At 61.8% G+C, this 12,454-nt stretch carries 15 protein-coding genes and 1 other RNA gene; 4 read left to right on the top strand and 12 right to left on the bottom strand.

Features of this window, described 5'->3' with window-relative positions:
• Positions 1-79: 79 nt before the first annotated feature.
• From BSF79_RS11050 to BSF79_RS11040, 3 genes are all read right to left on the bottom strand, one after another.
• Positions 80-1,438, bottom strand: a complete 1,359-nt coding sequence (locus BSF79_RS11050; RefSeq protein ID WP_425443239.1) for an 8-oxoguanine deaminase — start codon at positions 1,436-1,438, stop codon at positions 80-82.
• Positions 1,439-1,527: 89 nt separating this feature from the next.
• A complete protein-coding gene (gene hisN / locus BSF79_RS11045) occupies positions 1,528-2,343 on the bottom strand; it encodes a histidinol-phosphatase (RefSeq protein WP_425443238.1) in 816 nt (271 codons plus the stop codon).
• A gap of 48 nt (positions 2,344-2,391) precedes the next feature.
• Positions 2,392-2,763, bottom strand: coding sequence for a helix-turn-helix domain-containing protein (locus BSF79_RS11040; protein ID WP_090269963.1), 372 nt, complete (start codon positions 2,761-2,763; stop codon positions 2,392-2,394).
• Positions 2,764-3,040: 277 nt separating this feature from the next.
• Here BSF79_RS11040 and BSF79_RS11035 point away from each other — a divergent pair, with 277 nt between their 5' ends.
• On the top strand, positions 3,041-4,000 hold the full coding sequence (locus BSF79_RS11035) for an NADPH:quinone oxidoreductase family protein (protein ID WP_090269962.1): 960 nt from the start codon (positions 3,041-3,043) through the stop codon (positions 3,998-4,000).
• A 4-nt stretch (positions 4,001-4,004) separates the two neighbouring features.
• Here BSF79_RS11035 and BSF79_RS11030 read toward each other — a convergent pair whose 3' ends face one another.
• Positions 4,005-4,856, bottom strand: coding sequence for a LysR family transcriptional regulator (locus tag BSF79_RS11030; RefSeq protein WP_090269961.1), 852 nt, complete (start codon positions 4,854-4,856; stop codon positions 4,005-4,007).
• Positions 4,857-4,938: 82 nt separating this feature from the next.
• On the opposite strand from BSF79_RS11030, the gene BSF79_RS11025 reads away from it, so the two are divergent.
• Both BSF79_RS11025 and BSF79_RS11020 read left to right on the top strand, forming a co-directional pair.
• On the top strand, positions 4,939-5,196 hold the full coding sequence (locus BSF79_RS11025; protein WP_245776383.1) for a DUF1127 domain-containing protein: 258 nt from the start codon (positions 4,939-4,941) through the stop codon (positions 5,194-5,196).
• A gap of 112 nt (positions 5,197-5,308) precedes the next feature.
• Positions 5,309-6,046, top strand: coding sequence for a Bax inhibitor-1/YccA family protein (locus BSF79_RS11020; protein ID WP_090269959.1), 738 nt, complete (start codon positions 5,309-5,311; stop codon positions 6,044-6,046).
• A gap of 76 nt (positions 6,047-6,122) precedes the next feature.
• On the opposite strand, the gene BSF79_RS11015 is transcribed toward BSF79_RS11020, so the two are convergent.
• Positions 6,123-6,812 (bottom strand): VIT1/CCC1 transporter family protein, encoded by a 690-nt coding sequence (locus BSF79_RS11015; RefSeq protein WP_090269958.1) that lies wholly within the window; start codon positions 6,810-6,812, stop codon positions 6,123-6,125.
• Positions 6,813-6,902: 90 nt separating this feature from the next.
• Entirely contained in the window at positions 6,903-7,070 is a 168-nt protein-coding gene (gene rpmG / locus BSF79_RS11010; protein ID WP_007814563.1) for a 50S ribosomal protein L33, read from the bottom strand.
• Between the two features lie 203 nt (positions 7,071-7,273).
• Here rpmG and BSF79_RS11005 point away from each other — a divergent pair, with 203 nt between their 5' ends.
• Complete coding sequence (locus BSF79_RS11005) at positions 7,274-8,032, top strand: SDR family NAD(P)-dependent oxidoreductase (RefSeq protein WP_217650058.1); 759 nt, start codon at positions 7,274-7,276, stop codon at positions 8,030-8,032.
• 9 nt (positions 8,033-8,041) lie between these two features.
• On the opposite strand, the gene rnpB is transcribed toward BSF79_RS11005, so the two are convergent.
• The 6 genes from rnpB to BSF79_RS10975 form a co-directional block, all read right to left on the bottom strand.
• Positions 8,042-8,446: RNase P RNA component class A (gene rnpB / locus BSF79_RS11000), an RNA gene on the bottom strand.
• Positions 8,447-8,457: 11 nt separating this feature from the next.
• Positions 8,458-9,123 carry an N-acetylmuramoyl-L-alanine amidase gene (locus BSF79_RS10995; RefSeq protein ID WP_245776382.1) on the bottom strand — a complete coding sequence of 222 codons (666 nt, stop codon included), beginning with the start codon at positions 9,121-9,123 and terminating at the stop codon, positions 8,458-8,460.
• A gap of 30 nt (positions 9,124-9,153) precedes the next feature.
• Positions 9,154-9,915 carry a hypothetical protein gene (locus BSF79_RS10990; RefSeq protein ID WP_342741865.1) on the bottom strand — a complete coding sequence of 254 codons (762 nt, stop codon included), beginning with the start codon at positions 9,913-9,915 and terminating at the stop codon, positions 9,154-9,156.
• A 34-nt stretch (positions 9,916-9,949) separates the two neighbouring features.
• Positions 9,950-11,437, bottom strand: coding sequence for an Asp-tRNA(Asn)/Glu-tRNA(Gln) amidotransferase subunit GatA (gene gatA / locus BSF79_RS10985; protein WP_090269955.1), 1,488 nt, complete (start codon positions 11,435-11,437; stop codon positions 9,950-9,952).
• Positions 11,437-11,724, bottom strand: coding sequence for an Asp-tRNA(Asn)/Glu-tRNA(Gln) amidotransferase subunit GatC (gatC, locus tag BSF79_RS10980; protein WP_090270088.1), 288 nt, complete (start codon positions 11,722-11,724; stop codon positions 11,437-11,439). Before gatC ends, gatA begins: the two co-directional genes overlap by 1 nt.
• A gap of 33 nt (positions 11,725-11,757) precedes the next feature.
• Entirely contained in the window at positions 11,758-12,414 is a 657-nt protein-coding gene (locus BSF79_RS10975) for a ceramidase domain-containing protein (protein ID WP_090269954.1), read from the bottom strand.
• Positions 12,415-12,454 lie beyond the last annotated feature (40 nt).

Below are 12,454 nucleotides of genomic sequence, written 5' to 3'. Positions count from 1 at the left end.
CTGCACCTGCGATATGCATGGTTTGTGCATGTCATGTGCATACCGCGTGCACGGCCATTTTCGCGGTCGTTTTCGCGGGTCAAAGCGCCTCGGCCAGCCGCCGCGCCAACTGATTCTGTCGCTCAATGATGCGCGGCAAATCCACCGTCACCATCTGAAAATCGCGCACCACTGGGCGTCCCTCAACCAGCAGATGCCGCACTTTCATCGGCCCCGCCAGCAGCAGCGCCGCCGGGTCCCAGCTGCCTGCACTCTCGATGCCGCTGACGTCCCAGATTGCGATATCCCCCCGTTTTCCAACGGAAATCTGGCCGCAGTCGTCACGCCCCAGCACCTCTGCCCCGCCCCGCGTTGCGATCTCCAGCGCCTCGCGCGCGCTCATCGCATCGGCCCCGCGCGTCACCCGCTGCAACAGCATCGCCTGCCGCGCCTCCGCCATCAGGTTGCCGGTGTCATTGCTGGCCGATCCATCGACCCCCAGCCCCACTTTCACCCCCGCATCCCGCATCCCCCGCACCGGCGCAATCCCACTGCCCAACCGGCAGTTCGAACACGGGCAATGCGCCACGCCTGTCCCGGATTTCGCAAACAAATCAATCTCTTGTCCATTCAGCTTGACGCAATGCGCGTGCCAGACATCCGCCCCGGTCCAGCCCAGATCCTCGGCATATTGCCCCGGACGGCAGCCGAATTTTTCCAAAGAATAGCGCACATCCTCATCGTTTTCCGCCAGATGCGTATGCAGCATCACGCCCTTGTCGCGCGCCAGCACGGCGGCATCCCGCATTAAGTCCCGGCTGACCGAAAACGGCGAACAGGGCGCCACACCCACCCGGCACATCGAGCCCTCGCTGGCATCATGGAACCGATCTATTACACGAATACAATCACTTAGGATTGCCTCTTCCCGCTCCACCAGACTGTCCGGCGGCAGGCCGCCGTCACTTTCGCCAATGCTCATCGCGCCCCGCGTCGGATGGAATCGCATCCCCACCTGCATTGCCGCCTCGATCGTATCGTCCAGCCGCGCCCCGTTGGGATACAAATACAGATGATCCGAACTCAGCGAACACCCCGACAGCGCCAACTCGCACAGCCCCACCGTCGCCGACACCCGCATTTCCTCGGGGCCGAACCGCTCCCAAACTGGGTAAAGCGTCTGTAACCATCCGAAAAGTAACGCATTTTGTCCACCCGGCACGGCCCGCGTGAGGCTCTGATACAGATGGTGGTGGGTGTTCACCAAGCCCGGCGTCACCACGCATCCGCGCGCATTGATGACCTCACCCGAACTCTGCAATCCCTGCCCCACGCCAACAATCACCCCGGCGCGCAGCACGATATCGGCCCGTTGCAACTCGGTCCGGCGATCATCCATCGTCAACAGAATGTCGGCATTTTTTATGATAATTTCAGACACTTGGTCCCCCACACACATGTAAACCCCCTTCGGATGTGTGTGGAACCGCGCGACAGAAAGGGGCAAAGGACTCGCGCAGCAAGTCCATTTTGACGCGTTAGGGAATGTTAATCAAGCGGGACGCGGCTCAGGATCTCCAACGCCGCTCGGTGCTGCTCTTCTCCCGCCGCAGCAATCACCCGCCCGCCCTGATGCGCCGGACCGCCCTGCCAGTCGGTGACGATCCCGCCCGCCGCTTCGATGACAGCGATCGGGGCATGAATGTCGTAATTGCTCAGCCCCGCTTCGATCACCAGATCGATCTGTCCCGCCGCGAGCATCGCATAAGCATAGCAATCCATGCCATAGCGCGTCAGGCGTACATGCCGTGCAACCTCTTGAAATGCTGCACCTTCTGCTGCCGTGCCAACTTCTGGAAATGTGGTGAACAGAACGGCCTGATCCAAGCCGCGCGTGCCGCGCACCGCCAGATCGCGCGCGCCCTGCGGTCCGGTCATCCCGGACTGGCCAAGCCCGCCCCAGAACCGTTCACCGATATAGGGCTGGTCGATCACCCCAAACAGTGGGCCATTCGCGTCCGACACTGCCACCAGCACCCCCCAGGTCGGCGTGCCGCTCATGAACCCTCGGGTGCCATCAATCGGGTCCAACACCCAGCTCAGCCCACTTGTGCCCGCCTGCGTGCCGTATTCCTCGCCGACAACTGTATCTTCTGGCCGCTGCTGCGCCAAAACGGCGCGCATCGCCTGCTCAGCCGCGCAATCCGCAACAGTCACCGGATCGAACCCGCTGTTCAGCTTGTTCTCGGCCTCAAGTCCCGGTTGCCGAAAATAGGGAAGAATAGCAGCTCGGGCGGCGTCAGCCACGCTATGTGCCGTGACCATCACGCGTTGCGCTTCATCGCTTTCCAACATTGCCCTCATTCGCCCCCGGTTTATTCGCCGCAGGCGTACTCCAAGGGGCGTTCGCGCTCAAGCCACGTCGGACAGAACACGGGCCAATTCGAACAAGCGGCGGCGCTGATTCTCGGGAATGGCATAATAGGACCGCACCAGATCCAACGCTTCTTTATCGCCGATCAAATCGGCAGGAATGACCTGACCTGCGGGGCCGCCGTCATCAGTCTCTTCCAGACCTTCAAAGAAAAAGCCGACCTTCACCTCAAGAGCGTCGGCGATATCCCACAGCCGCGATGCGCTTACCCTGTTGGCGCCGGTCTCGTATTTCTGGATCTGCTGAAACTTGATACCAACTTTTTCAGCCAACTGCTGCTGCGTCATTCCGACAAGCCACCGTCGGTGGCGAATGCGTTTTCCGACGTGTTCATCAACAGGGTGTGCCATCAAGCGGCTCCTTTTCAACCAGTCACAAAAAATCAATATCCACTGCCGCGCGGGACCGAACCAGCCCCTCCCTATCACACACAGCTTCCGATTGTCCGTAATCGGGAATGTATCAATCTATTATAATTGATCAAGAATATTACTCGCTATTTAGATGAAAGTTTTGCTTCGACTAACAATCATAACGGGATTGCTCGTTTCACAGCAGATAATATTGGTCTGCCAATTTGACACGCGCGTATTGGATTTGCATAAGCCAATCAAACCGGAGGATTGCATGCGCGCCTATCACATTTCCGCCCCGACTCTACGCCCGACCATCACCGATATTCCCCGCCCGATTCCCGCCAGAGGCGAGGTCGCCGTGCGAATCGCAGCCTGCGGTTTGAACTTCGCGGATCTGCTGATGATCGAAGGCAAATATCAAGATACGCCACAGGCGCCGTTCACGCTGGGGATGGAGGTTTCAGGCGTGGTCGAGGCGCTTGGTCCCGACACCGACGGCCCCGCCCCCGGCACCCGCGTGGCGGTCTTTGGCGGTCAGGGCGGATTGGCCGAATATGGCTGTTTCCCCTTGAATCGTGTGGTTGAAATGCCCGATGCGATGTCGTTCGAAGCGGCCGCCGCCTTTCAGATTGCCTATGGCACCAGCCACGTTGCCCTGGCCCATCGGGCGCAGATGCAACCGGGTGAAACCTTGCTGGTGCTGGGGGCCGCAGGCGGGGTCGGACTGACGGCTGTCGAGATCGGTAAACTGATGGGGGCCACCGTCATTGCGTGCGCCCGCGGCACCGACAAACTAGAGGCCGCGCGCACCGCCGGGGCCGATCATCTGATCGACGCCAAGACCCAAGACATCCGCACCATAGTCAAGTCGCTGGGCGGGGCTGATGTGGTCTATGACCCGGTCGGAGGGGAGCAGTGGCAAGCGGCATTTCGCGCCTGCAACCCCGAGGCGCGGCTGCTGCCGATCGGCTTTGCTAGCGGCGAAGTGCCGCAGATTCCCGCCAACCACCTGCTGGTGAAAAATATCAGCGTTCTGGGCGTCTATTGGGGCGGCTACCTGAAATTTCGCCCTGAGGTTGTAACCGGCAGCCTGACGACGCTGATGGGCTGGTATGCTCAAGGGCGGTTAAAGCCGCATGTCAGCCACGTTTTACCGCTGGCGCGCGTGGCTGAAGGGCTGGAACTTCTGCGGACCCGCCAGTCCACCGGCAAGGTCGTGATCACGCTCTGAGCGCTCACATATGGCGAAACGCTTGGCGCAGTTGATCCGCCAGCGTGTCCAGAACTTCCCCCCGGCCCTTGTCGGTCGCATACATGTTGATCTTCTGCGATGTCAGCTCGGGCAGGCTTCCGCCGTGGTCGATTTGTTCCAGATGCGGCGGCTCGGTGCCATCAATCATGGCATGCACCGCCAGATCGGCACTGACCGTCGCCTCGATCGTGCGGTCTGATTCGGTTTCCACCGCCATGTCCCAGTCGATGCCGGCCGCATCCAACGCCGCAATTACCCCGCCACGAAAGATGCAGTGCCGCCCGAATGCCAAACGAAGCGGTCGTTGCTTCCACGCAGAGCCCCCCTGTGCGCCGATCCATTTCAGCGGTTTGGTCACCAGCGTTTCGCCGCCCTTGTCCACCCCCGCCTCGGTCGTCAGGATCACGTCGCACTCGCCTCGATGGAACCTGTCTTTCAGCTCGCGGGTAAAACTGGTCAGCAGTTGCACCTTCATCCGCGGGAATTGCGCATTGAACCGTTGCAGCACCCGCGGCACCGCCGGAAGGACGATGTCATGCGGCACGCCCAGAACGATCTCGCCTTCATATATCTGGTCTGTCAGCCTGGCCATGATTTCGTCGTTCAAAGAAACCATGCGCCGGGCATAGCCCAGCAGTTGCTCGCCGGGCGCCGACAGGCTGATACTGCGGTTAGAGCGATCCAGCAGGGTGATGCCCAGCAACTCCTCCAGTCGCTTCAGCTGCATCGAGACCGCCGATTGCGTCAGATTCAGAAACCCAGCCGCCCGCGTCACCCCGCCCAATTCCGCCACGGCCACAAACGAGCGCAGCGTGGTCACATCCAAGTTTCTCATCCATCACATTCCTTGATGATTGCGTCGCCAAACATTCATTTTCAAAATGAACCACATTCCCCCATATACATCAACAGAAATGATGAGACAGCGACTCAATCGCACAAAATGGAAAGGTAATACGATGTCCTCGATGATCACCACCCGCGCCGCACTCTCCCACAGCTGCAAACCCTCGCTGATCCAGCGCACGTTTGCTTTGCTCAGCCTGTACCGTCAGCGCTCTGCTCTAGCCGAGATGGATGACGCCCGGCTTGCCGATATCGGCCTCAGCTATCGTCAGGCCCTGCGTGAAGCGCGTCGCCCGCTGTGGGATGTGCCGCACAATTGGCGCGGCTAAGGCGGGAAAAAGCCCCGTTCCGCCATCACGACACTTGAAAACAGGCCCCGGCTCACCGATATTCGAAACAAGTCCCGGTAACGGGGCACATGGTTCACCATCGGAGGCTTAAATGGCTGATTTCAACACGATCCGGGCCGGTGCGGGCATCCGCACGGCCGAGATCGACGCAGGGCTTCGCGCCCACATGAACAAGGTCTACGGCACGATGTCCGTGGGCATGCTGATCACATTCGCTGTGGCATGGGCTGTTGGCTCAAACCCACAGTTGCTGGGTGTGTTCCGCGACCCGATGACACTTCAGCCGAATATCCTTGGCTATATCGTGATGTTCGCACCGTTGATCATGGTCTTCGCCTTCGGCGCGGCCATAAACCGCCTGTCAGCGGCGGGTGCGCAGTTGTTCTTCTACGTCTTCGCGGCGGTCATGGGCCTGTCGCTCAGCTGGATCTTTGTCGCCTTCACCGGCTTCTCGATCGCGCAAGTGTTCTTGATCACCTCGATCGCGTTCGCGGGTCTGTCGCTTTACGGCTACACCACCAAGAAAGACATCTCTGGCTGGGGCGCGTTCCTGATCATGGGTGTGATTGGCCTGATCGTGGCGTCTATCGTCAACATCTTCCTCGGCTCGCCCGCGATCATGTTCGCGATCTCGGCCATCGGGGTGCTGATTTTCGCCGGCCTGACCGCGTATGACACCCAGACGATCAAGACGACCTATCTGGCCCATGCGCATCACGGCGATACCGAATGGCTGGGCAAAGCCGCCATCATGGGCGCGCTGAACCTGTATCTGGACTTCATCAACATGTTCATGATGCTGCTGCAACTGTTCGGCAACCGCGAATAAGCACACGCTGCACCACCTGAATGAAAAGGCCGGTCTGTTTGGACCGGCCTTTTTAATTCCACACTCGGCGATATTCCTAAGCTGCGACGACACCAAACAACCGCCCCACAAGGGCTGTCACCACCATCGCCAGACTGCCCCAGACCAGCACACGCTGCACCGCCGGGCGCATCGGTGCCCCGCCCAGTCTAGCCCCGAATCCACCCAGCACCACCAGCGCCATCAGCGTGAGCAAGGCCACCACCACAGTCGTCTGTCCCGAGGGCGCCAGGATAACACCCGCCAACGGCAGCCCCGCCCCCACAGCAAAGCTCAGCGCCGAAGCCATCGCCGCCTCCAGCGGGTTCGACGACGACAGCTCGGTCATCCCCAGTTCTTCGCGCGCATGGGCATCCAGCGCATCGTGTTCAGTCATCTGACGGGCCACGGTCAGCGCCAGGCCGACCTCGACCCCACGCGCCTCAAGCCCCTGCGCCAGTTCCTCAAGCTCATAATCCGGATCCTCTTCCAGCGCGCGCAACTCGCGCTTCAGATCAGCCGCCTCGGTATCCGACTGCGCTGAGACCGACACATATTCCCCCGCCGCCATCGAAAACGCCCCTGCCGTCAGCCCCGCGAGGCCGGTCAGCAGAATGCCGCTGCGGTCCATACCGGCGGCGACCACTCCGACCAACAGGCTGGCGGTCGACACGATGCCGTCATTCGCCCCCAAGATTGCCGCACGCAGCCAACTGCTGCGGTTCACAAAATGTCCGTCCTTCGGCATGGCTTTACCTGCGTCTCAATTGCAATGGATCAGAAACGAGAAAGGCCACGCGCTTGGCGTGGCCCTGTCCGGTCCGAAAGATGGCATCAATTACTTGATCTTGCCTTCTTTATACTCGACGTGCTTACGCACAACCGGGTCATATTTACGGACGACCATCTTCTCGGTCATGGTGCGCGCATTTTTCTTGGTCACATAGAAGTGCCCAGTGCCCGCGGTCGAGTTCAGACGGATCTTGATCGTCGTTGGCTTCGCCATTGGTGTTCTCCTGCGCCGGGCGGGTGCGCCCCGGTGAAAATCTCATGAAGCCTGCCTTTTACTGATTGCTCAGGGCGAGTCAACAGCTTTCCGAGCGTGTTTTCCCTGTTGTGCTTGATCCCGATCATGGCCTGCGTCACCTGGGACCGCCATACTGGAACGCAGTTGCACAGTTGAAACCTGATCGCAGAAGGACAAAGTCCGTGCCAAATTCACAAATCCCGCCCCGCTTCGACGCCAAATGCGTGGTGATCACCGGCGCAGGCGCAGGCATTGGCCGTGCGACAGCGCTGCGCTTTGCCCGCGCCGGGGCCCGCGTCATCGCCACCGACATGAAACAAGATCGGCTGAACACGGTGCAGGCCGAACTGCCCGGCACCGGCCATGCCATCGTCGCGGGCGACATCACCCTGTCCGACACGATTGAACGCATCATGCAGGTCGCCGGGGCAGTCGATATTCTTATCAACAATGCCGGGATCATGGACGCGTTCCTGCCTGCCGCCGAGCTGGACGATGCGATGTGGGACAAGGTGATGACCGTCAACCTGACCGCGCCAATGCGCCTGACCCGCGCGGTGCTGCCGGGGATGCTAGCGCGCGGCAACGGGGCGATCGTAAACGTCACCTCCGAAGCTGGCCTGCGCGGCTCCATCGCCGGGGCGGCCTATACCACCTCCAAACATGGGCTGATCGGGCTGACCCGCAGCACGGCCTTCATGTATGGCCCCAGCGGCGTACGCTGCAACGCGGTGGCGCCGGGGGCGGTGGAAACCTCGATCGAGGCCCCCTTCAACTCTGCGCTGGCCGCCGCCCGAATCGGCCCGATCATGCAGGCCACTATGCCCAGCGCGGCAAAGCCCGATCAGTTGGCGGCAAGCATCTGCTGGCTCGCTTCTGACGAGACCAGCAACATCAACGGGGTGATCCTGCCCTGCGATGGCGGCTGGTCTGTCGTATAGTGGAAATAAATGCGCGGAGGGCCTGTAAGCCGGATTCTGTCCAAGGGGTTGCCCCCTCTGGATGACCATTCCTCTGAGCGGGCTGTTACCAACCCGCCTACAGCTGCCAACCCGGATCTCTGGGCCAAGACGTGCCCTGCGGCGGTATCGGTTGCCCGACCGGCCCCGCGCGAGATCCCTATTCGGCATTGCTCCGGGTGGGGCTTGCCGTGCCAGTCCTGTTGCCAGTCCTGCGGTGGGCTCTTACCCCACCGTTTCACCCTTACCCCAGTATCCCGCGAGGGACACGAAGGCGGTTTGTTTTCTGTGGCGCTTTCCCTCGGGTTTCCCCGGCCGGGCGTTACCCGGCACCCTTATCTTGTGGAGTCCGGACTTTCCTCGAAGGTTGCCCCCCGCGGCCATCCAGCCCTCCGCGCAAAGCTCACTTAGGCAGTCGGGCCGTTGCGGTCAACGGGGAAACGCGCCGCCAGATCCGCCATCAGGCTGCGGTCTGCCTCTGATACCGGCCCCTCGGCCCAAGGGCGAAACCGCATCCGAAACGCATTCAGAACAAGCGCCTCGTCGGCCAAGCCATACCCAAACCGCGCCGCATCGGCCCAAAAATCCCCCGGCGCGGCCGCCTGCGGCCAGACCGACAGGCCCTGCCGCGCCAGCCGGAGCCAGTCAAAGCGCGGGCCGGGGTCGATCTTGCGCTCGGGCGCCATGTCAGAGTGACCGATCACCCGTTCTGGCGGGATCGCCCAGCGCGCCATGATCCCAGCCAACAGCGCCTCCAATGCGGCCATCTGCGGTTCGGCAAAAGGGTGATCGCCCAAATTGGCCAGCTCGATCCCGATCGAGCGCGAATTCACATCGCTCACCGCCCCCCATTGCCCCGCACCGGCGTGCCAAGCGCGCATGTCTTCGTCCACCATCTGCCAGACCTGCCCCTGCGGGCCGATCAGGTAATGCGCCGACACTTCCACAGCGGGGTCGCACAGCCGCTCCAGCGCGGCCTCAGCGCTGTGCATCGCAGTATAGTGGATCACCACCATATCTGGCCGCGCACCATCACGGCGCGGCCCAAAACTGCAACAGGGGTGCGAAATCATCGCAGGGTGGGCAGGTGTGCCCACCATCGCTTAACCGCCGACAGCCTTGCGGAACGGGCGCGGATCCCATGCGCAAGCATATCCGTCGCCATCCGGGTCCAGCCCCAAACGGTCCTTATCCGGCCCGCCTTTGGACAGGAAAGCCGATTGCGCCATATCCGGCGAAGGGTATTTGGCACAGTTTCGTTCGGTGCGGCTGGCAAGTCCAAGGCCGCCACGGCGATACATTGGTTTGCCCACAGGATGCGACGTTTTCAACGCGAAATCCACGATATTCGGCCCATCCGAGCCTGTGCGTGTCGGCACTGCCGTCGGTTGCACCTGCTCGTAATGCGCCCGGTTCGTGGCGATCAGCTGGGCATCGCTTTCAATGCTGCGCAGCGCCGAAACCCCGGCGAAATCATTTTCCCGCGAAATCCCGCTCGGCCCTATCGCCACCTGCGGCGCGGGGTTCGATGGGCTGGCCTCAATCGGGGCCTGACCCGAGTTCAGCGCGGCGGCGGTTGCCGCAGCCAACTGCTCGGCCTCGGTGCCCTGCGTGGCTTCAATCGGCACGGAACTCACGTCCGGTGCGGCGGGAACTGCCCCCCCGGCTGACGTCGGCAAGCTTTCCTGCGATACTGCCAATGCGGCGGGCAAAGCCGCCTGTCCGCTCAGCTGCGCATCACGCTGCGCCTGTTTTTGCTGGAATTCGGTATAGTCGCCAAACCCCACACCCGCGCCGCTATCGGGCACCACAGGATCGCAGGCCGCAAGCGCCAACAAAGCCGCGCCACAAAGAAAATACCGCATCACTGACATCCTGCCTCATTTTGTTTTAATAATTTTACCACCATTGGCCGGGCTTGGCCACAAATCCTGCGGCAGTTTCCAGCGCATAAGCGGTGTTCAGCAAATCCGCCTCGCCCCACGGGCGACCAATCAGCTGCAACCCAAGTGGCAAACCCTGTTTGCTCACCCCGGTCGGCACCGAAATCCCCGGCAGCCCCGCCAGGTTGACCGTCACCGTGAACACGTCGTTCAGATACATCTGCACCGGATCGGCCTCGGACATCTCGCCCAACCCAAAGGCTGCGGACGGCGTGGCCGGGGTCAGGATCGCATCGACACCGGCGGCAAACGCTTCATCGAAGTCGCGCTTGATCAAGGTGCGCACCCGGCGGGCGCGGTTGTAATAGGCGTCATAGAACCCGGCAGACAGCACATAGGTGCCCACCATCACACGGCGCTGCACCTCGTGGCCAAAGCCTTCGGCGCGAGTCTTTTCATACATCTCGGTGATGCCATCGCCCGCCGCCAGCTTGGCGCGGTGGCCATAGCGAACCCCGTCATAGCGCGCGAGGTTGCTCGATGCCTCGGCAGGCGCGATCACATAATAGGCAGGCAACGCGTACTTTGTATGCGGCAATGAGATATCGACGATCTCGGCCCCTGCCGCCTTCAGCATCGCAGTGCCTTCGGCCCACAGTGCCTCGATCTCTTCGGGCATCCCGTCCATGTGATATTCGCGCGGAATTCCGATTTTCTTACCCTTGACATCGCCGGTCAGCATCGCTTCGAAATCGGGCACCTCCAGCTCGGCGCTGGTGCTGTCCTTGGGGTCGAACCCCGCCATGGTGCCCAGCATGATCGCCGCATCGCGCACGGTCTTGGTCATCGGCCCGGCCTGATCCAGCGAAGAGGCGAACGCGACCACGCCCCAGCGCGAACAGCGCCCATAGGTTGGCTTGATCCCGACGATGCCGGTAAAGGCCGCAGGCTGACGGATCGACCCGCCAGTGTCGGTGCCGGTCGCCGCCAGACACAGATCCGCCGCGACCGCACTGGCCGACCCACCGGACGAGCCGCCCGGCGTCAGCGCCGTATCATCATTGCCGCGCCGCCACGGGTTAACCGCATTGCCATAGCAGGAGGTCTCATTCGAGCTGCCCATGGCAAACTCGTCCATGTTCAGCTTGCCCAGCATGACCGTGCCCGCATCAAACAGGTTCTGGGTCACGGTGGATTCGTATTGCGGCAAGAAGCCCTCCAGAATCCGGCTGGCGGCCTGACTGGGCACGCCCTTGGTGCAAAACAGGTCCTTGATACCCACCGGCAGGCCGCACATCGCAGGCGCATCGCCCGCCGCCAGCCGCGCATCGGCGGCCTTGGCCTGCTCCAGCGCGATCTCGGGCGTTTTGTGCACAAACGCGTTCAGCGCGCCGGATGCTTCGATTTTCGCCAGACAGGCTTCGGTCAGCTCGACCGAGGTGACCTCTTTGGCGCGCAACCGGTCGCGGGCCTCTGCCAGGGTCAGTTTGTTCAGATCAGACATTATTCCACCACCTTCGGAACCGCGAAAAACCCTTCGCGCGCATCGGGCGCGTTGAACAGCACCTTGTCTTGCTGGTTACCATCGGTCACCACGTCCTCGCGCCGCCGCAGCTGCATCGGCGTGACACTCGTCATCGGCTCGATCCCCTCGACATCCACCTCGTTCAGCTGTTCGATAAAGCCGAGAATGGTGTTGAATTCATTCGCCAGCGCCGGCAGCGCCTCGTCTTCCACCTTGATCCGGGCCAGTTTGGCCACGCGGGCGGCAATTGTGGTGTCGATCGACATCTGAAGATCTCCGTTTTCCAGTCGGACAAGCATTTAGCGCCGGGGCGCCGCGCCTGCAAGCATATGGCGGCGATAGACCTCGATCATCCAGCCTAGCATGGCCGCATTCAGCAGGTGCCAGGCAAAATGCGTGCCCAACGGCCAGCGCCCGCACAGCGGCAAATCAAGACTACGAAACGTCAGCGACAGCACCAGCACCCCGGCCCCGACCATCAGCCCGCGCGCCACCAGCGGCACGCGCCGCCACAATGCCACGGCGTAAACGGCAATCAACAGCGGCACCGGCGCATATGCGGCCGAGCTGCCCAACCCCGGCAGTTTCGCGAACACCGGTATCGTGGCCGCCGCATAGGGAACGAACAGCGCCGTCAGCCCCAGCGCGGGCCAAAGCCTCAACCGCCAATAATCGCGATTGGCAGCAAACAGATACAACAGCACGAACCCCAGAATCGGCAGCGTATCGGCCAAAGCCGCCCAAACCTGCGCCTGCGTGTGAAACAGGAACGACCCGACCCCGATCACCGCCAGCACCAATACCATCGCCTGCGCCAACGGCAGCCCGCGCACCCTGCCCCACATCATCGCCGCCACCAACAAAAAGGCCAGATTGCTCAGCGCATTGACCGGCTCGGCCCAGACCTCAGGCCCCAACCGCTCGCAATAACTGTCGATGTTCCGGGTCCAGTCCATAGGCTCTTTCCTTACAGGGGCACCGTGCTAGGGTCTGCTA

This window comes from Thalassovita taeanensis, assembly GCF_900110775.1.
In the GTDB taxonomy this organism is placed as follows: domain Bacteria; phylum Pseudomonadota; class Alphaproteobacteria; order Rhodobacterales; family Rhodobacteraceae; genus Litorimicrobium; species Litorimicrobium taeanense.
Note: the sequence above shows the minus strand (reverse complement) of the source record. Positions and strands in the feature narration are given on the sequence as shown.

Bases quoted from the DNA above. Each gene is read 5' to 3' on its own strand.
- BSF79_RS11025 (WP_245776383.1), top strand. From the start codon at position 4,939: ATGAGACAGCGACTCAATCGCACAAAATGGAAAGGTAATACGATGTCC.
- rpmG (WP_007814563.1), bottom strand. From the start codon at position 7,070: ATGGCGAAGCCAACGACGATCAAGATCCGTCTGAACTCGACCGCGGGC.
- BSF79_RS11040 (WP_090269963.1), bottom strand. From the start codon at position 2,763: ATGGCACACCCTGTTGATGAACACGTCGGAAAACGCATTCGCCACCGA.
- BSF79_RS11020 (WP_090269959.1), top strand. From the start codon at position 5,309: ATGGCTGATTTCAACACGATCCGGGCCGGTGCGGGCATCCGCACGGCC.
- BSF79_RS10975 (WP_090269954.1), bottom strand. From the start codon at position 12,414: ATGGACTGGACCCGGAACATCGACAGTTATTGCGAGCGGTTGGGGCCT.
- gatA (WP_090269955.1), bottom strand. From the start codon at position 11,437: ATGTCTGATCTGAACAAACTGACCCTGGCAGAGGCCCGCGACCGGTTG.
- BSF79_RS10990 (WP_342741865.1), bottom strand. From the start codon at position 9,915: ATGCGGTATTTTCTTTGTGGCGCGGCTTTGTTGGCGCTTGCGGCCTGC.
- BSF79_RS11015 (WP_090269958.1), bottom strand. From the start codon at position 6,812: ATGCCGAAGGACGGACATTTTGTGAACCGCAGCAGTTGGCTGCGTGCG.
- BSF79_RS10995 (WP_245776382.1), bottom strand. From the start codon at position 9,123: ATGATTTCGCACCCCTGTTGCAGTTTTGGGCCGCGCCGTGATGGTGCG.
- BSF79_RS11050 (WP_425443239.1), bottom strand. From the start codon at position 1,438: ATGTGTGTGGGGGACCAAGTGTCTGAAATTATCATAAAAAATGCCGAC.
- hisN (WP_425443238.1), bottom strand. From the start codon at position 2,343: ATGAGGGCAATGTTGGAAAGCGATGAAGCGCAACGCGTGATGGTCACG.
- BSF79_RS11035 (WP_090269962.1), top strand. From the start codon at position 3,041: ATGCGCGCCTATCACATTTCCGCCCCGACTCTACGCCCGACCATCACC.
- BSF79_RS11030 (WP_090269961.1), bottom strand. From the start codon at position 4,856: ATGAGAAACTTGGATGTGACCACGCTGCGCTCGTTTGTGGCCGTGGCG.
- gatC (WP_090270088.1), bottom strand. From the start codon at position 11,724: ATGTCGATCGACACCACAATTGCCGCCCGCGTGGCCAAACTGGCCCGG.